General features: G+C 35.6%; 22 protein-coding genes. 1 reads left to right on the top strand and 21 read right to left on the bottom strand.

What is annotated here, in order from left to right; all coding sequences use genetic code 11:
* Window positions 1–8 precede the first annotated feature (8 nt).
* From AC1RPK_RS04740 to AC1RPK_RS04705, 8 genes are all read right to left on the bottom strand, one after another.
* Window positions 9–1028, bottom strand: coding sequence for a gluconeogenesis factor YvcK family protein (locus AC1RPK_RS04740; protein ID WP_409022192.1), 1020 nt, complete (start codon window positions 1026–1028; stop codon window positions 9–11).
* A complete protein-coding gene (gene rapZ, locus AC1RPK_RS04735; protein WP_481761477.1) occupies window positions 1025–1909 on the bottom strand; it encodes an RNase adapter RapZ in 885 nt (294 codons plus the stop codon). The genes AC1RPK_RS04740 and rapZ overlap by 4 nt, the downstream gene beginning before the upstream one ends.
* 87 nt (window positions 1910–1996) lie before the next feature.
* Complete coding sequence (gene sdaAA, locus AC1RPK_RS04730) at window positions 1997–2878, bottom strand: L-serine ammonia-lyase, iron-sulfur-dependent, subunit alpha (protein ID WP_481761478.1); 882 nt, start codon at window positions 2876–2878, stop codon at window positions 1997–1999.
* An 11-nt stretch (window positions 2879–2889) separates the two neighbouring features.
* Entirely contained in the window at window positions 2890–3549 is a 660-nt protein-coding gene (locus AC1RPK_RS04725; protein WP_481761479.1) for a serine dehydratase beta chain, read from the bottom strand.
* A gap of 101 nt (window positions 3550–3650) precedes the next feature.
* Complete coding sequence (uvrA, locus tag AC1RPK_RS04720) at window positions 3651–6506, bottom strand: excinuclease ABC subunit UvrA (RefSeq protein ID WP_481761480.1); 2856 nt, start codon at window positions 6504–6506, stop codon at window positions 3651–3653.
* Window positions 6507–6521: 15 nt separating this feature from the next.
* Window positions 6522–8525 (bottom strand): excinuclease ABC subunit UvrB, encoded by a 2004-nt coding sequence (gene uvrB, locus AC1RPK_RS04715; RefSeq protein ID WP_481761481.1) that lies wholly within the window; start codon window positions 8523–8525, stop codon window positions 6522–6524.
* A gap of 150 nt (window positions 8526–8675) precedes the next feature.
* Window positions 8676–9539, bottom strand: coding sequence for a DegV family protein (locus AC1RPK_RS04710; protein WP_481761482.1), 864 nt, complete (start codon window positions 9537–9539; stop codon window positions 8676–8678).
* 86 nt (window positions 9540–9625) lie between these two features.
* Window positions 9626–10258 (bottom strand): YfbR-like 5'-deoxynucleotidase, encoded by a 633-nt coding sequence (locus AC1RPK_RS04705; protein WP_409022185.1) that lies wholly within the window; start codon window positions 10256–10258, stop codon window positions 9626–9628.
* A 211-nt stretch (window positions 10259–10469) separates the two neighbouring features.
* On the opposite strand from AC1RPK_RS04705, the gene AC1RPK_RS04700 reads away from it, so the two are divergent.
* Window positions 10470–11369 (top strand): hypothetical protein, encoded by a 900-nt coding sequence (locus AC1RPK_RS04700; RefSeq protein ID WP_481761483.1) that lies wholly within the window; start codon window positions 10470–10472, stop codon window positions 11367–11369.
* A gap of 148 nt (window positions 11370–11517) precedes the next feature.
* Here the strand turns inward: AC1RPK_RS04700 and AC1RPK_RS04695 are convergent, their stop codons facing one another.
* The 13 genes from AC1RPK_RS04695 to pstB (AC1RPK_RS04635) form a co-directional block, all read right to left on the bottom strand.
* Window positions 11518–13245 carry a phospho-sugar mutase gene (locus tag AC1RPK_RS04695; RefSeq protein WP_481761626.1) on the bottom strand — a complete coding sequence of 576 codons (1728 nt, stop codon included), beginning with the start codon at window positions 13243–13245 and terminating at the stop codon, window positions 11518–11520.
* Window positions 13246–13319: 74 nt separating this feature from the next.
* A complete protein-coding gene (locus tag AC1RPK_RS04690) occupies window positions 13320–13805 on the bottom strand; it encodes a MarR family winged helix-turn-helix transcriptional regulator (RefSeq protein WP_481761485.1) in 486 nt (161 codons plus the stop codon).
* Between the two features lie 11 nt (window positions 13806–13816).
* A complete protein-coding gene (locus tag AC1RPK_RS04685; RefSeq protein WP_481761486.1) occupies window positions 13817–15160 on the bottom strand; it encodes a DHA2 family efflux MFS transporter permease subunit in 1344 nt (447 codons plus the stop codon).
* Window positions 15161–15293: 133 nt separating this feature from the next.
* Window positions 15294–16232, bottom strand: a complete 939-nt coding sequence (gene trxB, locus AC1RPK_RS04680) for a thioredoxin-disulfide reductase (protein ID WP_481761487.1) — start codon at window positions 16230–16232, stop codon at window positions 15294–15296.
* A gap of 136 nt (window positions 16233–16368) precedes the next feature.
* The gene (galU, locus tag AC1RPK_RS04675; RefSeq protein WP_409022179.1) at window positions 16369–17268 is read right to left on the bottom strand and encodes a UTP--glucose-1-phosphate uridylyltransferase GalU; all 900 of its coding nucleotides are present in this window, start codon (window positions 17266–17268) and stop codon (window positions 16369–16371) included.
* A 14-nt stretch (window positions 17269–17282) separates the two neighbouring features.
* Window positions 17283–18302 carry an NAD(P)H-dependent glycerol-3-phosphate dehydrogenase gene (locus AC1RPK_RS04670; protein ID WP_481761488.1) on the bottom strand — a complete coding sequence of 340 codons (1020 nt, stop codon included), beginning with the start codon at window positions 18300–18302 and terminating at the stop codon, window positions 17283–17285.
* A 77-nt stretch (window positions 18303–18379) separates the two neighbouring features.
* The gene (gene lgt / locus AC1RPK_RS04665; RefSeq protein WP_481761489.1) at window positions 18380–19207 is read right to left on the bottom strand and encodes a prolipoprotein diacylglyceryl transferase; all 828 of its coding nucleotides are present in this window, start codon (window positions 19205–19207) and stop codon (window positions 18380–18382) included.
* Window positions 19208–19225: 18 nt separating this feature from the next.
* A complete protein-coding gene (gene hprK, locus AC1RPK_RS04660; protein WP_481761490.1) occupies window positions 19226–20164 on the bottom strand; it encodes an HPr(Ser) kinase/phosphatase in 939 nt (312 codons plus the stop codon).
* 11 nt (window positions 20165–20175) lie between these two features.
* Window positions 20176–20529 carry a phage holin family protein gene (locus AC1RPK_RS04655; RefSeq protein ID WP_481761491.1) on the bottom strand — a complete coding sequence of 118 codons (354 nt, stop codon included), beginning with the start codon at window positions 20527–20529 and terminating at the stop codon, window positions 20176–20178.
* A gap of 23 nt (window positions 20530–20552) precedes the next feature.
* Window positions 20553–20858 carry a PspC domain-containing protein gene (locus AC1RPK_RS04650; RefSeq protein ID WP_409022174.1) on the bottom strand — a complete coding sequence of 102 codons (306 nt, stop codon included), beginning with the start codon at window positions 20856–20858 and terminating at the stop codon, window positions 20553–20555.
* 154 nt (window positions 20859–21012) lie between these two features.
* Complete coding sequence (gene phoU / locus AC1RPK_RS04645) at window positions 21013–21699, bottom strand: phosphate signaling complex protein PhoU (RefSeq protein WP_481761492.1); 687 nt, start codon at window positions 21697–21699, stop codon at window positions 21013–21015.
* A 17-nt stretch (window positions 21700–21716) separates the two neighbouring features.
* Window positions 21717–22472, bottom strand: coding sequence for a phosphate ABC transporter ATP-binding protein PstB (pstB, locus tag AC1RPK_RS04640; RefSeq protein WP_409022172.1), 756 nt, complete (start codon window positions 22470–22472; stop codon window positions 21717–21719).
* Between the two features lie 14 nt (window positions 22473–22486).
* Window positions 22487–23290: a phosphate ABC transporter ATP-binding protein PstB gene (pstB, locus tag AC1RPK_RS04635; RefSeq protein ID WP_481761493.1), complete on the bottom strand. Its 804-nt coding sequence runs from the start codon at window positions 23288–23290 to the stop codon at window positions 22487–22489.
* Between the last annotated feature and the right edge of the window lie 9 nt (window positions 23291–23299).

Genomic DNA, 23299 nt, shown 5'->3' with positions numbered 1-23299 from the left:
TCTCTGTACTAAATAGTCTTTCTATGTCTTAATTCGCGATTTGGTCGACCAACTAAACGGATTAATTCTTCAACGACTTTATTGCCATCATGGAAGACACCTTGATCTTTTAATTTTAAGAAGTTAGATGAAATCACTCGACAATGTTGTTCCCTTAATCCATTAAAGTCATGTTCAACTTGAATTAAATTCTCATCATATTTTTCTTTATCCATATAACCTTCAGGAACCGGTGCCGTATTCACAAGCACTGTATTCACAAAACATTTACCTAGGTGCCCATTCAAAATACGCACATGATCAGCATCAGTAAAATGTTCTGTTTCACCCTTTTGCGTCATAATATTACAGATATAAACAACTTCTGCTTTTGTTTCAGACAGTGCCTTACCCACATTACCAATAACTAAATTAGGCAAAATACTTGTGAACAAACTCCCAGGTCCAAGGACAATTTGGTCTGCTTCAAGAATAGCTTGAACAACTTCTGGTACAGCTTCTGGCACACTAGTTTCACTTTTTTCACTTGAGGTTACCCAAACACGCTTAATTGATTTTCTAGCGGCAGTTATTTCTGCTTCCCCCGCTAAAAAAGTGCCATCAGAAAATTCTGCATTTAATACTAACGGTTCATCCGCAACGGGATAGACATGTCCATCAACTCTCATCATTTCTGATAATTCTTGGACAGAAGCAAAAACACCATTTTTCATTTCAGTTAGTGCTGCAATAATTAAATTACCAATCGCATGTCCTGCAAAAAATCGATCGGACGTATCAAACCGATACTGGAATATATCTAAATATATTTCTGGTAACTCAGATAATGCGGCAATAACATTACGAATATCACCAGGCGGCACAACATTCACGTAATCTCTGATAATACCTGACGAACCACCATCATCAGCAACCGTTACAATCGCCGTGATATCAGCATTTTTATCTCTTAAACTTTTTAAAATAACGGGTAGCCCTGTTCCGCCACCAATAACGACTATCTTAGGTCTATGTCCACTTCTCGTCATGATCGATTGACCGATTCTTTACTTTTATTAATATCACGGTGTGTAACGTTCACCGGATAGTTAATTTTCAATTCTTCACTCAATCTTTTAGCTAAAGCAACTGAGCGATGTTGTCCACCAGTACAGCCAATCGCAATCGTTAAATTGGTTTTACCTTCAGCTTCGTAGCCAGGTAAAATTGACTCAATTAACGATTCAAATTTGGTATAAAAACCTTCTGTAGCTGGTTGTTTCATCACATAATCATAAACTGCCTTATCTAAGCCAGTTTGTGGTTTTAATTCTGGAATATAGTGTGGGTTAGGTAAGAAACGGACATCCATCACGATATCTGCATCGATAGGTAGGCCATATTTAAATCCGAATGATAAGACTTCAACATGAAAATTAGCTGTTTCTCTGGTTTCAAAATTATGAAAAATCTCTTCACGTAACTGACGTGGTGACAAATTAGTCGTATTAATCACTAATTGTGCTTGTGTTTTAATATCATTTAATAAGTCACGTTCTTTTTCAATGCCATCCATCAGACGGCCTTCCATTGCTAACGGATGCGCACGTCTTGTTTCTTTGTAACGAGAAACTAATTCTGCATCTGATGCGTCAAGAAAGACAATTTTAGTGGTTACAAATTCAGTGTTATCAAATCCTGATAACATTTCGATAATTTCATCATAAAAAGCTCTTGATCTTAAATCCATAACAAGGGCAATTTTTGAAATTTTACCTGACTCTTTTACCAACTCCCAGAACTTAGGTAATAAAGTTGGTGGTAAGTTATCAATACAAAAATAACCTAAATCTTCAAAACTTTGCATTGCGACCGTCTTACCGGCCCCACTCATCCCTGTAATTACAACTAGCTCTAACGTATCTGTCATATTCATTCCTCCAAATCTACTATAATTATTATAACATACCTGGTGTTTCTTTTGTATCTGCGCACAAAAAAAGAGTTGTTTCCAACCCTATATCGTTTCACCAAATATTTTCATTTTAATTGCTTGGCCCGTTGGTGTACTAGCTAATCCACCAATCCCAGTTTCTCTAAGCGAGCTCGGCATACGTTCGCCAATGTCTTTCATAGCCATAATAACTTCATCAGCTGGTACTTTGTTAGATAATCCAGCAAGTGCCATATCTGCTGCCGTTAAAGCATTCACGGCTCCTATTGCATTTCGCTTGATACATGGAATTTCAACTAATCCAGCAACTGGATCACAAACCAGTCCCAATAAATTACTAAGTCCCATCGCAAAAGCCTCTGCACATTGTTCCGGCGTTCCACCAGTAACCTCAACGGCGGCAGCTGCTGCCATTGCTGATGCACTGCCGACTTCTGCCTGACAGCCACCAGTCGCTCCGGCAATCATGGCATTATTTGCCACGATCATTCCAAAGGCACTTGACGTAAATAAAGCTTGTAACATCTTTTCATGTGATAAATTTAATCGTTTTTGTATCATGAAAATAACCCCAGGCAACGTTCCAGATGAACCTGCAGTCGGTGTCGCACAAATAAGTCCCATCGAAGCATTGACTTCATTAGTCGCAATTGCATATTGCATCGCCTCTAAGTTAGCATCCCCAGATAAAGAGTGCCCTTTCTCACGATATTTCCGTAGTAAGACCGCATCTCCACCCGTTAATCCCGTTGCTGAAGAAACGCCTTCACCATTTGATCCCTTTTCAATCGCTTGCTTCATCACTTCAAGATTAGCAGACATTTTTTCAATGATAACGTCTCTAGTTTCACTTGATTGCGCCATTTCTTGTTCAATCATTAATTCTGAAACTAATTTGTGTTCTTTATTAGCAGTTGAAACTAACTCAGCAATACTTTTATACAAGATGGAACCTCCTATTTTAAATAAATGAGATTGTGCGTTAATAATCGCAGTTGCTTAATATCAGTCTCAGTAATATTCTTGGATAAATCATATTCATACATAATATCCTCTGGCATTAACTCAGATTCACTTTGCATAACAATAGTTGTCGATTTTTCGATTTGTTTTTGAATTTTATTTTTATTTACTGGATTAGCTTCCAACACTAGTATCGGTAAACTACCCTTTGGAAAAAATTGTTGTTTTTTTATAGTGAAAGCCCTAATTTCAATTGTGCCACCACCAATTGAGCAACCCATTAATTCGATTTTTTTTGTCTCATTTTCAATCGTTAATTTAACACTATTCGGATGGTTAATTGGACTTGGGTGTGCATCTTCAATAAACTGAATCTCAATCCCCATTTTTTCCGCAATCTGAATTGACTGTGGGCAACGGACATCATCAGGTTCAAAGCCTAATACCCCAGCAACGGTCGCAAAATCAGTCCCGTGCCCGCGATGTGTTTTTGCGAATGATTCATAATAGCGAACTTTTAATTTAGTGATTCTCCCATTAAATAATTGAAATCCAACCTTACCGATTTTAGCGGCACCAGCTGTATGTGAACTAGATGGTCCGATCATAACAGGTCCAATAATATCAAAAACACTCTTATAGTTATTGCCCATGGTCAGCCGTTCCTCCAATTTATTTTATGTCTTCTTTAAAGTTAACACTTTTTAAAAAAAAAGGAATAAAAAAAAGCCAGATTTTCATCTGACTTCTTAATTTATTTATTCATTCTCGCACGATCACGTTCTAAGATTGGTTTTAAATAGTGTCCCGTATAACTTTCAGGCACTTCAGCAATTTCTTCTGGTGTTCCAGTCGCAAGAATCGTTCCGCCACCTTCGCCGCCTTCTGGACCTAAATCAATTAAATAGTCAGATGTTTTAATCACATCTAAGTTATGTTCAATAACCAAGACTGTGTTACCCGCATCAACCAAACGATTTAAAACGCTAAGTAGGCGTTTAATGTCATCTGTATGCAAACCAGTTGTTGGTTCATCAAGAATATAAAAACTCTTACCATTTGATTGACGATGTAATTCAGAAGCTAACTTCATCCGTTGCGCTTCACCACCTGATAATGTTGTTGCCGATTGGCCTAACGAAACATAGCCCAAACCAACATCAACAATTGTCTGCAGTTTACGTCTGATTTTAGGAATTGGTTCGAAGAATTTCAAAGCTTCGCCAACTTTTAAATCTAAAATATCAGAGATTGTCTTACCTTTGTAAGTCACTTCAAGTGTTTCAGAGTTATAGCGTGCCCCGTGACAAATTTCACATGGCACATAGACATCTGGTAGGAAATTCATTTCTATTTTAATAATCCCGTCACCTTTGCAGGCTTCACAACGTCCACCTTTGACATTAAAACTAAAACGACCTTTTTTATAACCACGTAATTTTGCTTCGTTAGTTTCCGCAAATAAATCACGAATATTATCGAAGACGCCTGTATAAGTTGCGGGATTACTTCTCGGTGTTCGACCAATTGGACTTTGATCAATATTAATAACACTTTCAATATTTTGAACACCAGAAACTGATTTATATTTACCTGGTTTTTCAGAATTTCGATTTAACTTTTGTGATAATACCTTTTTCAAAATACCATTCACTAAAGTTGATTTACCGGAACCTGAGACACCTGTAACTGAAATGAATTTACCTAAAGGAAAATCGACCGTTACATTTTTTAAGTTATTCTCTTTTGCGCCGGTAATTCGAATCTTCTTACCATTGCCAGCACGTCGTTCATCAGGTAATGATATAAATTTCTTTCCTGATAAATATTGTCCAGTTAATGATTTGCGACTCTTTTTAACTTGTGTGGGCGTTCCAGCAGCAACAATTTCACCACCTAATTCACCAGCACCAGGACCAACATCAATTAAATAATCAGCAGCCATCATGGTATCCTCATCATGTTCAACCACAATTAAAGTATTACCCAAATCACGCATTTTCTTAAGTGATTCAATTAAGCGATCATTATCACGTTGATGCAACCCGATTGAAGGTTCATCTAAAATATATAAAACACCCGATAAATTAGAGCCAATTTGCGTGGCTAGTCGAATCCGTTGTGCTTCTCCACCTGAAAGTGTTCCTGCAGAACGTGATAATGTCAGATAATTTAAGCCAACATTTTGTAAGAATGTTAAGCGGTCACGAATTTCTTTCAAAATAGGTGCTGCAATAATTGATTCTTTTTCTGACAAGTTAACGTTATCAAAGAAAGGTAAGCCGTCACCAATTGAAAGTGCGGAAATTTTACCAATATGTTGGCCATTAATTTGGACGGCTAATGCTTTACGATTCAAGCGGTAACCGTGACATGTTTGACACGTTAAGCTGGTCATATATTTACGCATTTGTTCACGCGTAAAGTCACTATTAGTCTCCGTATGACGACGACTAATATTTGTAATAACCCCTTCAAATAATGCATCTACATCACGAACGCCACCAAAGTCATTAGCGTAATGGAAATGAAATTCACGTGTTCCAGCGCCATTCAAAACAATATCACGTTGTTCATCTGTTAACTTTTCAAATGGCACATCCATTGGAATTCCAAAAGCTTCTGCAGCTTGGGCTAACATCGATGGGTAATATTGCGAACTAATAGGATTCCATGGCTCAATTGCCCCTTCTGCTAGCGTTTTAGTTGGATCTGGAACGACTAAATCTTCATCGACTTCTAACTTCATTCCTAAACCATCACAAGTTTCACAAGCACCAAATGGTGCATTAAATGAGAACAAACGTGGTTCTAATTCTCCAACTGTAAATCCACAAATAGGACATGCATAATGTTCGGAAAATTGAATTGTTGCACCATCTGTATCACCATCAAGAATATCTGCAGTGGCGTAGCCAGAAGATAAACGTAATGCTGCTTCAAATGAATCAAATAAACGTGAGCGAATGCCCTCTTTGACAACAATCCGATCAATCACAATATCAATAGAGTGTTTGACCTTTTTTTCAAGATCAAATTCTTCATCAATATCATGAAGCTCGCCATCAACTCGAACACGGACGAATCCTTCTCGTTTGATCGTTTCAAATATCTTTTTATGTTGTCCTTTTTTATTGCGAATAATAGGTGATAAAATTTGAAGTTTTGTACGCTCTTTTAACTCTAAAACACGGTCAACCATTTGTTCAACGGATTGACTCGTGATTTCATGACCATCATTTGGACAAATTGGATGTCCAACTCTAGCCCATAATAATCTTAAATAATCATTAATTTCAGTGACTGTCCCAACTGTTGATCGTGGGTTTTTTGAAGTTGTTTTTTGGTCAATCGAAATAGCAGGTGATAACCCATCAATTGAGTCAACATCTGGCTTATCCATCTGCCCTAAAAATTGACGTGCATATGCTGATAAACTTTCAACATAGCGACGTTGTCCTTCAGCATAAAGTGTATCAAAAGCTAATGAGCTTTTCCCTGATCCTGAAAGTCCCGTAATCACAACTAATTTATCTCTTGGGATAGTGACATCCACATTTTTTAAATTATGCGCACGCGCACCATGGATCACAATTTTATCATTTTTCAAGAAATATCCCCCTATTTATAACATTTGTGTTTTTAATTCTAATACCGTATCACGCAATGATGCAGCTGTTTCGAAATCTAATTTTTTAGCTGCTTCTTTCATTTGTCCTTCTAAGCGATCAACCATATCTTGTTGTTCCTTTTTATCCATATCCAAAAATTCAGTTTCGGTAAAGGTTTTAACAGTTCCTGAATTATCTTCAATTTTTGTTGGCGTAATTAACTCACGAATGGCTTTTTTAATCGTAGTTGGCGTAATATGATGTTCCTCATTATATGCCATTTGGACATCACGGCGGCGTTGCGTTTCTTCCATTGCGCCCTTCATTGAATCCGTCACTTTATCAGCATACATAATCACTCGTCCGTTTTCGTTACGAGCTGCACGACCAATTGTTTGAACTAGAGAACGTTCACTACGTAAGAAACCTTCTTTATCGGCATCTAAAATTGTCACTAATGACACTTCAGGAACATCAATACCTTCACGTAATAAGTTAATTCCAATTAAAACATCATATGTGCCTAAGCGTAAATCGCGAATAATTTTCGTTCGTTCCATCGTTTTAATATCACTATGCAAGTACGCAACTTTCATCCCCAACTCTTTCAAATAATCAGTTAAATCTTCTGACATTTTCTTGGTTAATGTTGTGACAAAGACACGTTCATTGCGTTCAATACGTAAATTAATTTCGCCAACTAAATCATCAATTTGGCCCATAATTGGACGAACTTCAATGATTGGATCTAGTAATCCAGTTGGTCGAATAATTTGTTGAACAACATCTGACGTCCGTTCCATTTCGTAAGGTCCTGGTGTTGCAGACATATAAATGACTTGATTAACGTGCTCTTCAAATTCCGCAATCGTTAATGGTCGGTTATCCAGTGCACTAGGTAAACGGAATCCGTAATCTACTAACATTTGTTTACGAGCGCGATCACCATTGTACATCCCTCGAATTTGAGGCATGGTTACATGAGATTCATCAACTACGATCAAGAAATCTTTGGGAAAGAAATCAATTAATGTATATGGAGGTTCGCCAGGTTTACGTCCATCCATATGGCGGGAATAGTTTTCAATTCCGGATGTATAGCCCATTTCACGTAACATTTCTAAATCATAAGTAGTTCGTTGATCGATACGTTGGGCTTCTAATAATTTATCTTCATCTTTTAATTCTTTTAATCGATCAGCCAATTCAACTTCAATACCTTCAATGGCATGATCCATCACATCATCATTCGTCATGAAATGCGTTGCGGGGAAAATAGCCATGTGTTCAAGTTCACCCATAACTTCACCTGTTAATGAATCAACTTCACGAATACGATCGATTTCATCGCCAAAAAATTCAATACGAACAGCTTTTTGATCACGAGATGCTGGGAAAATTTCCACAATATCTCCATGAACTCTAAACCGACCACGTTGAAAATCAATATCATTTCGTTCGAATTGTATATCGACTAATTTTCTAAGTAAATCATCACGTTCCATTGTCATTCCAGTACGCAATGAAATAACATGATCACGATATTCTGTTGGATCACCTAATCCAAAGATACTTGAGACAGATGCAACAACAATCACATCATTACGTTCTAATAATGAACTTGTTGCAGAATGTCGTAATTTATCAATTTCATCGTTAATACTGGAATCTTTTTCAATATACGTATCACTTGAAGGAACGTAAGCTTCTGGTTGGTAGTAATCATAATAACTCACAAAATATTCCACCGCATTATTCGGGAAGAATTCTTTTAATTCACCATATAATTGTCCAGCCAATGTTTTATTATGCGCAAGGACTAATGTGGGACGATTAACTTCTTTAATCACATTTGAAATGGTAAACGTCTTACCCGTTCCCGTTGCACCCAGTAATACTTGTTCTTTTTTACCATCATTTAATCCATCAACTAAAGTTTTAATCGCATTCGGTTGGTCTCCAGTTGGTTCGTACTTTGAAACTAAGTCAAAAACGCCATCATCATGTCTATCAATCAAGTTAACCCCTCCAATACAATCATTTTTAGAAATTAAAAAAAGCCTGGAATAACCTACCCAGGCTCATTTAAAAATGATTATTCTCTACTAATTATATTAGCATACCGAACATACTTTCGCACGTTATCTCACTTATTTTTTCAGAATAACTTAATCAACTAAATAATCACGACCCCAAATAAGACCCATTGTTTTTTCTCCAGTATGGACGCCAATAACAGGCCCAATATGACTAACCTCAACTGGAATATTAGGATAGTTGGTTTTAATAAATGAGACCCATTTTGTACTCTCTTCAGGATTGTTCGCATCAACGATACTTACTCGAATTGGATAATCAACTGAGTTAATCGCATCAGAAAAATCTGCCATTACCCGTTGAAAAGCACGCTTCTTTGTCCGTTCCTTAGTTAAAGGGATAATTTGACCTTCATGATTAAAGGTCAGAATTGGTTTAATTTGTAATAAGTTACCCACAAACGCAGCACCATTCGTCATACGGCCCGTTCTAAGTAAATGGCTCAAGTTATCCACAACAAAGAAAATACCCACCGTTTCACGCATTGCTTCTATTTTAGGTACAATCGTGTCTGCATGCTCACCTTGCGCCACTAATTGAGCAGCTTTTAATACAAGAAAGGCTTCTGCTGAACTTGCTGCTTTAGAATCAATCGGATATACCGTAATTCCTTCCACAGTTTTTGAATAAGCACGTAAATTATCCACAAAACTTGTGATACCTGTTGATAGATGAATTGAAATTACTTCATCAAATCCCTCTTCAATTAATTTATCGAAGACACTTTGCATTTGTCCCATTGTGACTTGTGACGTTGTGGGTAACTTATCCGTATCTTTCATTCTTTGATAAAATTCTGAAGCAGAGATTTCCACATCTTCTAAATAAGTCTGTTGCCCAAAAATAACCGTGATTGGTACAACAATAATATTTTTATCTTTGGCTACTTTTGGATCAATATATGACGCACTATCTGTTACAATTGCCGTTTTCATTAATTTCTCCCTATTCTTTAAGCAAAAAAGGACTACCTTGTATGCATTATTCTAGCATACAACGCAATCCTTAACCTATGTGTACTCTATTTCTTAATAATATCCAAGGTTATTTTTTTAATTTTATCTTTATCTGTGAAATCTTCCGTTAATAATTCTGGAAGAATTTCTTGTAGAATATACTGAACACTCGCTAAATCTGAAAATTCAAGAATCGTTTTTAAGCTTTCTTGATAAATTTCAGTATAAACTGATTCAGGATTACCCTTTTGAATTTCGCCAAATGATTCATATAATAAATCTAATTTATCAGCTACAGACAAGATTTTACCTTCTAAAGTATCATCCTTACCTTCTGATAATCTACGACGATAGGCATCTTGGAATTCTTCTGGAATTTCGTTCACAATAAAATTCTCAGATAATGATTCCTCAACATTTGCTAACATTTCTCTTAGCGTTGTTGTTGCATATTTAACGGGTGTTTTAATATCACCAATGAATCGTTCTGTATAATCATGATTCAACGCTTTTTCATACAACATGCGCCAATCAATCGTATTTCCTGCATTTTCTTCAACATCACCTAAAAATTGAGCAGCTTCTGTTACTTTGAATGAATGTTCCGCTACCGAATGATCTTCATATTTAAAATATCCTGGTGCTCGTTTTAACGTTTCTAAATTACTTAAACTTTGTAGGTATTGATGCATTCCCATAATTAACAGCTCCCTCTCATTTTTTATATAAATTTTTACAATCTTACCACATATGGAAAAGTTAATTCAAGTATCATCAACTTTTAACAAAAAAATAAACTGATTCACATTGCAAACGCTTGATACATCAATTGGAACACGTCGCGCAACTTTACCTTACTTTTTTATGTTATGCTTATTTTCATGCTTTATATTTAAGGAGGACATTTTTTTGAAGTTTTTAGCCAATAAAACCGTTGAATACTTAACCGGTTTTATCTTGATTTTAATCATGGTACAAGCCGCGTCACTTTTACATGATTCAGAAATTATTTTACCTGAAATCGCCGCGTTAACAGTTGGACTGTGGATTTACCACGAAGCCAATTGGTTAGATCGTTCGTTTAATCTTTTTTTGCTGCCTTCTGTCACCGCAATTATCGGTTTTGGCATCAATTTACTTGAGATTTCTTACACAATTAAAATCTGCCTAATGATCGCCATCATGGTCTTTCTATTAGTGGTAACCCGATCGGCACTGGCGCCTTCATTGGCTACAGGTCTCTTGCCAATCATCGTTAATGCGTCCAAATATTCATTCATCATTGCCATCATCATTTTCACTTTCATCGAGATGATTGTCGTTAAAGGCCGTAAACTCGATCAAAACTACGCAAAAAAAACAAACCTTAACTATCAGGCTATGCTTTTATTTCTCGTTTCTTCACTCATTTGGGTTGGTCTCGTGACGATTGCTGGAAAGCCTTTGATGGCCGCTATTCCACCGATTCTTGTCGTTTTTTTCGAGGTGCTACAAAAGCCGATGTATCCGGCAAAAATGGTGTTCAAACAGGTTACTGCCTTGACGCTTTCAGCAACGATCGGTGTTCTCGCCTGCATGGTAATCGATTCCAATGTTGTTGTCGCCTTAATCACTATGCCTCTCGTTTTTTGTATACTCCATCTTTTCAAAGTTAAAATTCCAGCCGCTTATGCCTTTCCATTGCTTGCAATGATTGTTCCACCGACTATCTTTAGCGTTCTCCCCGTGTCGTCCCTACTCGCTTCCATCTACTTTCTTGGAATCGCCTACCTTTATCACCGCTTTAAAAAGAAAAAAATGAATAAATAGAAACTAAACAAGTTAATCAGCCCTGAAAGAAAATAATAAATCTTAAAAAGTTGTTTACAAAATACTGTTTTATTTGCTTATAAATTTTGTAACCCATTTAAGGTCAAAAAAAGTAGTGCTAAATGTAAATTTAGCACTACTTTTTTAGTTAGGCGTTGACAATTGCCATAATTGCTTCTTCAAATGCAAGACACTTAGCTTGTGCTTTTTCATCAGTTTCAGCTTGCGTTCCCACGTAGAATTTAATTTTTGGTTCAGTCCCTGAAGGACGAATTGCAATCCAAGAACCATCTTCTAAGATATATTTCAACGCATTTGCAGTTGGTAATCCGATTTCTTCAGATGATCCATCAGCTAATTGCGCCATACCCGTTGTGAAGTCTTCTAATTTAGCGACTTTATAGCCAGCAAAATCTTTAGGTGCGTCATCACGGAAGATTGTCATTAAATCTTTGATTTTTTGAACACCTTCAATACCTTCAAACGTTAACGCTTTAGTATTTTCAGCGTAATAACCATATTCTTTAAATAAATCATCTAATCCATCTGACAATGTTTTATCAAATTGTTTGTAGTAAGCAGCTACTTCAGATAACATTACTAATGCTTGGATAGCATCTTTATCACGAACGAAAGGACGAATTAAGTAACCATAACTTTCTTCAAAACCAAACATAAAGGTATGTTCATTTGTTTCTTCATAGTTTTGAATTTGTTCCGCAATAAATTTGAATCCTGTTAAGACATTAATCATTTTAGCATGATGTGCTTCAGCAATCTTAGTTGCAAGTTCACTTGATACAATTGATTTAACGCCAACGGCATTAGCGGGTAAAGTTCCTGCTTCTTCGCTAGCAGTTAAAATATAATTGAACATTAGAGCAGCAATTTGATTACCTGTTAATAATTTATATTCACCATCAGTTTGACGTACAGCGACACCCATACGATCAGCATCTGGATCAACAGCGATTAATAAATCAGCATGTTCACGTCGACCCCATTTGATAGCTAAATCAAATGCTGGTGCGTCTTCTGGGTTAGGTAACTTGATTGTTGGGAATTCAGGATCACCTTCAGCTTGTTCAGGCACAATCTTAAATTGTTCAAATCCAGCTTGTTTCAAAGCACGTTCACCCAACATTTTACCTGTTCCATGAAGTGGTGTGAAAACAAGTTTCATTGAAGCACCAACTTCATCAACTAATTTTTGATTAATTGTCACTTTTTTAACTTCAGCAAGATACGCAGCGTCAACTTCTTCACCAATAATTTGGAGTGTTTTATCAGCTTTTAATACTGTCTCATCACCTACTTTAATGGCAAATAAATCATCAGCTTCGCGAACAAAACCAGTAATCATATCTGATTCTTTAGGTGGCATTTGGCCACCGTCTTCACCATAAATTTTATAGCCATTATATTGTTTAGGATTATGGCTAGCCGTTATCATAATTCCGGCGTAAGTAGCTAAATGGCGGACTGCAAACGATAATTCTGGTGTGGGACGTAAGCTTTCAAAAACAAAGCTTGGAATACCATGTGCGCCTAAAACTTTAGCTGATTCCATCGCAAATTCTTGTGATTGGTAACGCGAATCATAACTAATTGCGACACCGCGCATTTTAGTTGCATCATCTAACGTATCCATAAAGCGAGCTAATCCTTCAGTTGCTTGACGAATCGTGTAGATGTTCATCCGGTTAATACCAGGACCCATCAAGCCACGCATACCAGCAGTTCCAAATTCCATTGGTTGGTAAAAAGATTCTTTTAAATCTTCTTGATTATTTTTAAGCGAAACAATCTGATTTTTTAATGTTGCGTCTAGTGTTTCTTCATTTAACCAAGTTAAATAATTATCTTCCCAAGTCAAAATATCACTCCCATTCATATAATATTACTATTATACAATAAATGCGCTTACTATTCAGGATAATAAAAAAGATATCAGAATAATTCTGATATCTTTCTTCCAGCAAGTCGCTCACGTTCAATTCCTGATTTAATTACCTTTTCCAAAATATGCTCAAATTGCTTAATTTCTTCTTCACTAAGCACCGATATACTTTCATCATTAACGACTGTAATTCTATCAAAAATATCTTGATAATTATTAATCGCTTTTGCTGTAGGATAAAGTTCAGTCCGTCGTTTATCTGCGGACGACATTTTTTTTTCAAGCCAACCATCTTTAATTAATTTTGAGATAGCACGTGTCACAACACTGTGATCCCGATAAATATTTTGGATTAGCTCATCCTGACTAACGCCAGGTGACTCACAAACTAACAACACGTAAAAAAAGTTACTCTCAGAAAGTTCAAACCCTTTTAACGTATCATTTATTCTTAATCGAATCATTCTGTTGTAAATTGTTGTTAATTTCTCAACTTCATGTGTATCGTAAAAAGAATTTCCATTCATATTTTGCATCTCAAAACTCCTTAAGCTTTACTTGTTTTTCTGAAATAGATTAGTCCAACTAGTCCAATTACAATTGAGACAACCATGATAAAGATCATTGAATATTTGTATCCAACAACAAATGATGCAGGAATACTAGCAATAACAATAATAACGGTATTAAATAATGAACCACTAACTTGTCTTAATGTATTCGTTAATGTTGTTGCATGATTTATTTCCATTGGATTTAAATCTTTTAAAGATTCTGTTGTTGCTGGAGCCATAATAGCACCAACCCCTGTTAATCGAATAGCGTAAGTAACAACTGATAACCAAACAGGAAATTCAATTGTTAAGAATAACATTGGTAGTACTGAAATCATCAACATCAAAAAGCCAAATATAAATATTTTTTTATAACCGTATTGATCATAAAGGTTACCAACAATAGGTGAAATAATAGCATTAATTGCAGCACCCGGTAACATAATTAATCCAGCAGTCATTCCTGATAAATGTTGATTATTTTCTAAGAACATTGGCATAACTAATTCTGTTGCCATTAAAATACCAAAAACTAACATAATTAATGCAATCATAGTTGAGAATGAACGTACTTTGAAAATTCGAATATTTAAAAATGGTTCTTTTAAAGCTAATTGACGACGGCCAAAATAGATTAATGCTAAAACACCAATCACAATAAGGACAAGTGCAACTAATAATTGGTCTCCAATAATTGAAATACCAATTAAAATTGTAGCAAGTCCAACTAGTGATAAGAAGAATGATTTAAAATCAATTTTAACATCTGTCTTTTCTGAATAGTTAGGTAAAATACAAACCCCAACAATTAATAAAATTAACATGATTGGAATAATGAAAATAAATAATGCTCTCCATGGTAAAAATGTAATCATAATACCTGATAAAGTTGGTCCAATTGCTGGAGCAGCTGAGATAACAAGCATAGCAAGTCCCATTACAACGCCACGGCGTTCAATTGGGTTAATTGCAATGACACTAATCATCGTAAATGTAGTCAATACGCCACCGGCAGCAGCTTGGATTAAGCGACCAATTAAGATTGCCCAAAAATTAGCGCCACTTGATGCAACGATACTTCCGATTAAAAAGACAACCATAATACCGACAAATATTTGTCTTGTTGAATATTTTTCATATAAAATTGCTGATAATGGTGTCGAAATTCCGACCATTAAAACATAACCCGTCGTTAACCATTGTGCGGTTGCAAGGTTAACATTTAAAACGGTGATTAATTTTGGTAATGCTGTAATCATCAATGTTTGATTTAATAAAGCGGCAAAAGTCGCAATTAATAAAACAGCACCAATTGTGTTTCTTTTTTTGTTTGTCATTCTAACTCTCTTCTCACTTAAATTTACGCATATGTTTAATTTTTTTCATAAGCGGATTAGATTATTATAATGTTCACATGCACATAAAGTCAAGTAAATAAAAAAATAAGCCTCAAAAGGCTTATTCTATAATTTAACTTAATTCTGCATCATTTAATGATTCAAGGTAACTAAATGTTTGTTGTCCAGCAATACCACCGTCACCAACTGCAGTTGTAATTTGACGCAATTCTTTCTTACGCACATCACCAACTGCGAAAATACCTGGTACATTTGTTAGCATATTTTCGTCAGTTGGAATCCAACCATAATCGTCAGTAATTCCAAGCTTTGTGAATGCTGTTGTCATTGGTTTAACACCAACATAAATGAAGACACCACTAGCAGGAATTTCAGATGTTTCACCTGTTTTATTATTCGTTACTTTAACGCCAGTTACTTTACGATCGTCACCAACAATCTCTGTGACATTAGTATCCCAAACAAAAGATATTTTATCATCCGCAAAGGCACGATCTTGTAAGATTTTTTGAGCGCGTAATTTGTCACGACGATGAATTACCGTCACTTTTGAAGCTAATTTTGATAAATAAGAACCTTCTTCGATTGCTGAATCACCGCCACCGATAACGATGACTTCACGATTTTTGAAGAAAGCACCATCACAGACTGCACAGTAAGATACACCTCGGCCACTAAAGGTATCTTCGCCTTCAGCACCCAATTTTTTGTATTCTGATCCAGTTGCGATAATTAAAGCTTTTGTTTCAAAAACATCATTATCTGTTGTGATGAGTTTAGTATCGCCTTCAATTGTAATATCGGTTACACTACCGTATGCATATTCTGCACCAAATTGTGTCGAACTTTCGTACATTTCTTTTGCTAAATCAGGGCCTAAGATTGATTTAAATCCAGGATAATTTTCAACTTCAGCCGTATTGTTCATTTGGCCACCATAAATCCCACGATCAATCATTAAAACCGATAGATTTGCACGTGATGCATAGAGTGCGGCAGTCATTCCACCGGGCCCAGCACCAATCACAACAACATCATATTTTTTTGTCATTAGTTCAACCTTCTTTCTTTTAGTAAGTAATTCAACAATACCCTATGTTACTTTTTTTGTCTATTTAATTGCTTTAACATCAAAAACAGGTCCCAAGTGAGTTGAACTTGAAACCTGCTTTACTGTAAGAATTAGGCTACTTATTTTTTGCTGTATCTTCTGCAATTAATTTTGCGCCTAAAGTCTTCAAATATTCTTTTAATTCATCTTTAACTTCTTTATGTTTCAAACCATACTCAATACTTGTTTTTAAGTAGCCAAATTTATAGCCAACATCGTATCGGGTTCCTTTAAATTCATGAGCGAAAACACGTTGCACCTTGTTCAATGCATCGATGGCATCCGTTAATTGAATTTCATTACCAGCACCTGGTTTTTGATGTTCTAAGATACCAAAAATTTCAGGTGTTAATAAGTAACGTCCAATAATAGCCAAGTCACTAGGTGCTTCTTCAGGTGTAGGTTTTTCAACAAAGTTTTTAACATTGAATAATCCAGGTTTAACTTCTAATTCAGGATTAATCACACCGTATTTTGAAACTTCTTCATGAGGGACTTTCATCACCGCTAAAGTTGAAGCATGTGTCTCATCAAAGCGATTCATGAGTTGACGCGTTAATGGTACTTTATCTTCCATTAAATCATCGCCTAACATGACAACAAAAGGTTCATCCCCAACAAAGTCTTTAGCCATTAAAACGGCATCGCCAAGACCTCGTGGATGAGATTGACGAACAAAATACAAATTAATATCCGTTGTTTCTTCAACTAATTTTAATAATTCGTCTTTATGCTTTGCAGCTAAATTCGCTTCCAGTTCTGGCACCGAATCAAAATGATCTTCAATTGGTCGCTTACCTTTACCCGTAACAATCAAAATATCTTCAATACCCGATTGACGCGCCTCTTCAACAATAAATTGAATCGTTGGTTTATCAACAATTGGGAGCATTTCTTTTGCCATCGCTTTAGTTGCTGGTAAGAAACGAGTCCCTAGTCCAGCAGCCGGAATAATGGCTTTTTTAACTTTTTGCATAGTCTAATCCCCTTTTATTCTGCTAATTCAGATTTACCTTCACGATTGATCAAAGCTTCAATCACTGATTTAATTTCTTTATTATTGTATAAAACGTCATAAATTGCATTTGTGATTGGCATATCAATTCCTTGTTGTTGTGCTAATTCATAAGCAGCCTTAGCAGTACCAACACCTTCGATAACCATACCCATATCAGCAACAACAGCATCTAATGATTTACCTTGACCTAATTGGTCTCCAGCACGCCAGTTACGTGAATGAACACTTGTAGCTGTAACGATTAAATCACCAACACCAGAAAGTCCCATAAAGGTTAATTGGTTAGCACCAAATGATGTCCCTAAACGAGCAATTTCAGCTAATCCACGTGTAATCAAAGCTGCTTTAGCGTTATCGCCATAGCCCATACCATGAAGCATACCAGCACCAACGGCGATAATATTCTTCATAGCTGCGCCCATTTCAACACCGATAACATCGTTATTTGTGTAGATTCTTAAGAATTTATTCATAAAGAGATCTTGAACAAAACTTGCAGCTTCAGGATCAGTACTTGCTGAAACAATTGTTGTTAAATCACGATTTGCAACTTCTTCAGCATGACTTGGGCCAGAGAAGACAACAACACTACCACGAATGTCAGCAGGAATTTCTTCTTCAATAACTTCTGAAATACGTTTGTGTGTGACTTGTTCTAGTCCTTTACTTGCATGAATAATAATTGGTTTGTTACCTGTTTCTTCTAAAATTGCTGCTACTTGTTTAGCAACAATACGGCTTGCTTTTGTTGGAACAACAAATAAAATAGCGTCAACTTGATCCAAAGCTTCTTTTAAATCTTCATATGCATGTAGGTCTTTAGAATAAGTGTAATCTTCCAAGTAATGCTTATTTGTATGGAACTCATTCATTTCTGCTACTTGTGCTGGAACATTTGACCAAAGTCTGATGTCATGACCATTTTCAGTTAGGATATCGGCAAGGATACTACCCCAAGAACCGGCGCCTAATACTGCTACTTTTTTTGTCATTATATAATCTCCTTCAAAATTTATTCATTCTAATCATACCAAATTTTACCTCTAATAGCATTAACTATGAGAAATTTTTATTTCAATTGTCCGTCTAAATACCATTGATTTTGCGGTTCCCAATATCTTCTCAATAATAACCAACTAATTGATCCAATAAAAATCACTAATGAGAGAAGTTGAGAAACACGAATTGTTGAAAATAACATTAAGCTATCTGTTCTCATTCCTTCGATAAAGAAACGACCAAATGAATACCAAGTTAGATATGCAAATAGTATTTCTCCACGTTTGAAAAGGTGTACTCGATGTCTCAAGGCAATTAATATTAAGAATCCAACAAAACTCCACAATGATTCGTATAGAAATGTTGGCTTATAGTAGGTGCCATTGATGTTCATTTGGTTAATAATAAATTCAGGTAAATGTAAATTTTGCAATGCCTCTAACGTCGTTTTTCCACCATGGGCTTCTTGGTTCATAAAATTACCCCAACGGCCGATTGATTGCGCAAGTAGCACAAGTGGTGCCGCTAGATCAAACATTAACCATGCTGACAAATGGCGACGCTGACAGAAAATAATCACTGTAATAATTGCGCCTATTAACCCACCATAGATAGCAATACCACCATCCCAAATTCGATAAACTTCACTGAGATGTTGAGCGTAATAAGACCACTCGAACACAACGTAATAGAGTCGCGCAGAAACAATTGAAATTGGCAACGCCCATAGAACCATATCATATATGGTATCTTCATTTATTCCTATTTTTTTGCCTTCAAGAATGGCTAAAATAACTGCTAGAATTACTGCACTCGCAATTATTACACCATACCAACGAACTTCAATAGGTCCTAATTTAACTGCGATGGGATTCAACGCACCTAATAAATAATTCAATTTACTCTCGTCCAATCCTTAATCTTTTTTTGAATTTGTTTGGATTAAGCCATTTAGATTAGCTTCAAATGCTTTAGTAGCATCATAACCCATTGTTTTTGCACGGAAGTTCATTGCTGCGACTTCAATGATAATGGCCAAATTACGTCCTGTTTTAACAGGTACAGAAATTTTTGGCACATTCACATTGAATATTTTAACAAATTCATCATTATTACCTAATCGATCAAATTGTTTATCAGGAGTCCAGTTTTCTAGATGAATAATTAGTGAAATATCAGTGTCATTACGGACAGCTCCTGCACCAAACAAGTTCATGATATCGATAATACCGATACCTCGAATTTCAAGTAAATGTTTTAAAATTGCAGGTGCCTCACCAACAAGTGTCTCCTCATCTTGTTGGAAAACATCAACACGATCATCTGCAATTAACCGATGTCCACGTCTAATTAATTCAAGCGCTGTTTCTGATTTACCAACACCAGAATCACCTGTAATCATGACCCCAAGACCATAAATATCAACTAAAACACCATGTATTGACTGGCGTTCAGCTAATTTAGCTTCCAAAAAGTTAACCATATTAGAAGATAGACGTGACGTTGTTAGTTTTGAAATTAGAACTGGAATATGTCTTTCTTTGACGATAGCTAATAATTCTAGCGGCACATCCAAATCATTTGAAACAACAAAACATGGTGTTTGTTCTGTTGCTAATTGATTCATCACATTCTGCCTATCTTCAGGAGTCAGTCCATTTGCATAAGCATGTTCTGTCATCCCAAATAATTGAATACGTTCTTTCGGATAAAAATTAAAATACCCGGTTAATTCTAGACCAGGACGTGAAATATCACTTGTTGTAATTTTTTTATCATCCAAGTATTCTTTCCCAATTAAAACAGTTAATCCCATTGCATCTACTAAATTTCTAACTGAAACTTCATTGGCCATCTTAATGCCCCCTATTGTCTATTTCTAATAAAGTAATTTGTTACGATTGTATTAGCAATACTCATCACAATTGAGATGATAAATGCCGCCCAAAAGCTCGAAAATTTAAATTCATTACCCACAAAAAATGACGTCATTTGTAACATAAATGCATTTATAATCAGATAGAAAAATCCTAAACTGAAAATAGTTACCGGCAGTGATAAAATCACTAAAAACGGTTTAACTAGCATATTTAGTACGGCCAGTACAAAACTGGCGATTAATGCAACCCAGATACTTTTAACAAATAAAGTCTCTGGAAAAAAACCAGATATTGCCAAAAACAGTATGGCATTAATTAATACGCGCTGCCAAAATCCCATGAATCTTCACCTCATCATTAATATTATTTATCGTCTGTAACTTCTACATCTTTAATAATTTTACGGCCACTCTTACTTGATGAGCTAGTCCGTTGTCCAGTACTAGATGTAAACTGCTCAAAAGAACTAGTAAATGAACGTTTTTTCCCTGGTAAGCTAATTGCTAACAAGATATAGACAAGTATAAATACGCCTTTTGTTGCGAAGATTAGCATTAAAAATAAAAATCTAACGAGTGTTGGATTCCAATTTATATATTCGGCAAGTCCAGCTGCGACACCCGCGATAATTTTATTAGTTGATTTTGTGAATTTTTTATTTGTTTTCATTTTGTAGTTCCTCCATTCAGAATAATCTATCATTATTGTACTTCTTATCGTACTCATTTTACAATTTTAACGAGCGTTATTTACTTAAATTTTAACGTTTAAATTAAAAATAACTAACAATCGCGAAATTGTTAGTTATTAAATGAGTAGTGCCTTATTCATTTTCTTTTTCTAACTCTGATTTACCAGGATTCAATTCAGTGATTCGGCCATTTTTTAAATAAACAACCCATTCACACACATTTGTAACATAATCGCCAATTCGTTCTAGATAAGTGGCAACCATCAAATAGTCAGCACTTCCCACAACTGTTTCGGGATTCGTTTTCATTTCATGGATACACTGGTCATATATTGTCGTGAAATATTCATCAACTTCAAGATCTAAATTAGCAACTTTACGAGCTTTTTCGGCATCTTTTCTAATATAAGCTGTGAGGACTTCTTCAACCATCTTACGTGCGTGGTCGCCCATAATTCCGATCTCATCTTCAATCTCCGTTACCCTAGGATTGCCTTTAACACGAATCGTTGATCTCGCAATACTTACAGCGTGATCTCCCATTCGTTCTAAATCAGAAATAGCTTTTAAAACAGTCACAATATCTCTTAAATCACTTGTAACAGGTTGATACAATGCAATCATTTCTAACGTTTGTTTTTCTAACTTCATTTCGCGTTCATTAATTTTGTAATCGCCAACGATAACTTCATGGGCCAACTCTTTATCATGATTAATGAAAGCACGGACAGATTTATGAATGGCTTCACTAACCATCATACCCATTTCGCTAAATCTAATGTGTAGCTTTTCTTGTTCTTCATCAAAAAGTAATCGCATTATTTTGTCTCCCTTTCTTAACCGAATCGACCACTAATGTAGTCATCCGTTTCTTTTTGTACAGGCTGCGTAAATAATTTTTTAGTTGGTGCAACTTCAATTAAATTACCTTCTAAAAAGAAGGCAGTTCGATCTGAAATTCGAGAAGCTTGTTGTAAATTGTGAGTCACTATTATAATAGTATATTTTTCACGCAATTCTAGCAACATATTTTCAATTTTACTACTTGAACCAGGATCCAGAGCACTTGTTGGTTCATCCAGTAAAATGACCTCAGGTTCAACCGCTAAGACTCGAGCGATACAGACACGTTGTTGCTGTCCGCCAGATAACGCAAGCGCATTTTTACCCAAATCATCCTTTACATCATCCCAGACAGCAGCCTGTTTCAAGCTTTTTTCAACAGCTTCATCAAGGATTGCTTTATCTTTAACGCCAGCTAATCGCAAACCATATACAACATTTTCGTAAATTGAAAATGGAAATGGATTAGGTTGTTGGAAAACCATCCCAACATTTTTGCGTAATCTTACGGTATCCATTTTAGGACCGTAAATATCTTCATTTTTTAATTTAACTGTACCTGTAATGGTTACACCTGGAATTAAATCATTCATGCGATTTAACGTTCTTAAATATGTTGATTTACCACAACCAGATGGACCGATTAAAGCGGTAATCCCTTTTTCATTGAAATCAAGATTAATTCCTTTGAGGGCTTCTTTCTTACCATAATACAAATGAACATCATTTGTTTCAATTATTTTAGTCATTTGGCCTTTCCCCCTTAACCGAAGTTTCCTGAAACATAATCATCCGTTAGTTTAATTGTTGGTCGCGTAAAAATAGTTGTTGTTTTATCATATTCTACCGCATTTCCTGAATGGAAAAATGCTGTGTAATCTGAAATACGTGAAGCCTGTTGCATATTGTGTGTCACAATGACAATCGTGTACTTTTCTTTCAGTTCTAAAAGTGATTCTTCAACAATTCGACTTGAAATTGGATCTAACGCACTAGCTGGTTCATCTAACAATAAGATGTCAGGTTCCATAGCAATCGCTCTAGCGATACATAAACGTTGTTGTTGTCCACCAGACAATGATAACGCACTCACATTCAAATCATCTTTAACTTGATCCCAAAGTGCAGCTTGTTTAAGTGATTTTTCAACGCGTTCTTCAAGTAACTGCTTATCTTTCATCCCATGACGTTTCAAAGCAAACGTTATATTTTCATAAATTGATTTTGAAAATGGATTAGGTCGTTGAAATACCATTCCAATATGTTTTCTCATTTCATAAATATCAACATTATCTTTATTTATATCTAAATCACGGTAAATAATTTGTCCTGTTACATCAGCAATCCCATCATTCATACGATTCAACGATCTAAGATAAGTTGATTTACCAGAACCAGATGCCCCAATTAAAGCTGTAATTTTAAACCGTTCAAATTGTAAACTAACATCTCGAATTGCTTCATTAGAACCATAATGAACATGTAAATCTTTGGTTTCTAAAGCTATCTCATGTTTATCTTCATTGAAGGTCATAATTCTAGATTTTTCAGTTTTATTTTCTACCATATTCTTTGA

It is taken from the genome of Dellaglioa sp. CoH-55-MRSF-6 (assembly GCF_056782215.1).
The sequence above is the reverse complement of the archived record's forward strand: the minus strand, read 5'-3'. Positions and strand labels throughout refer to the sequence as shown.

Bases quoted from the DNA above. Each gene is read 5' to 3' on its own strand.
- AC1RPK_RS04705 (WP_409022185.1), bottom strand. From the start codon at position 10,258: ATGGGAATGCATCAATACCTACAAAGTTTAAGTAATTTAGAAACGTTA.
- AC1RPK_RS04655 (WP_481761491.1), bottom strand. From the start codon at position 20,529: ATGGGATTTTGGCAGCGCGTATTAATTAATGCCATACTGTTTTTGGCA.
- trxB (WP_481761487.1), bottom strand. From the start codon at position 16,232: ATGACAAAAAAATATGATGTTGTTGTGATTGGTGCTGGGCCCGGTGGA.
- rapZ (WP_481761477.1), bottom strand. From the start codon at position 1,909: ATGACAGATACGTTAGAGCTAGTTGTAATTACAGGGATGAGTGGGGCC.
- galU (WP_409022179.1), bottom strand. From the start codon at position 17,268: ATGCAAAAAGTTAAAAAAGCCATTATTCCGGCTGCTGGACTAGGGACT.
- pstB (WP_409022172.1), bottom strand. From the start codon at position 22,472: ATGACTAAAATAATTGAAACAAATGATGTTCATTTGTATTATGGTAAG.
- AC1RPK_RS04685 (WP_481761486.1), bottom strand. From the start codon at position 15,160: ATGACAAACAAAAAAAGAAACACAATTGGTGCTGTTTTATTAATTGCG.
- AC1RPK_RS04670 (WP_481761488.1), bottom strand. From the start codon at position 18,302: ATGACAAAAAAAGTAGCAGTATTAGGCGCCGGTTCTTGGGGTAGTATC.
- AC1RPK_RS04690 (WP_481761485.1), bottom strand. From the start codon at position 13,805: ATGCAAAATATGAATGGAAATTCTTTTTACGATACACATGAAGTTGAG.
- pstB (WP_481761493.1), bottom strand. From the start codon at position 23,290: ATGGTAGAAAATAAAACTGAAAAATCTAGAATTATGACCTTCAATGAA.
- AC1RPK_RS04650 (WP_409022174.1), bottom strand. From the start codon at position 20,858: ATGAAAACAAATAAAAAATTCACAAAATCAACTAATAAAATTATCGCG.
- AC1RPK_RS04725 (WP_481761479.1), bottom strand. From the start codon at position 3,549: ATGGGCAATAACTATAAGAGTGTTTTTGATATTATTGGACCTGTTATG.
- AC1RPK_RS04710 (WP_481761482.1), bottom strand. From the start codon at position 9,539: ATGAAAACGGCAATTGTAACAGATAGTGCGTCATATATTGATCCAAAA.
- AC1RPK_RS04740 (WP_409022192.1), bottom strand. From the start codon at position 1,028: ATGACGAGAAGTGGACATAGACCTAAGATAGTCGTTATTGGTGGCGGA.
- phoU (WP_481761492.1), bottom strand. From the start codon at position 21,699: ATGCGATTACTTTTTGATGAAGAACAAGAAAAGCTACACATTAGATTT.
- hprK (WP_481761490.1), bottom strand. From the start codon at position 20,164: ATGGCCAATGAAGTTTCAGTTAGAAATTTAGTAGATGCAATGGGATTA.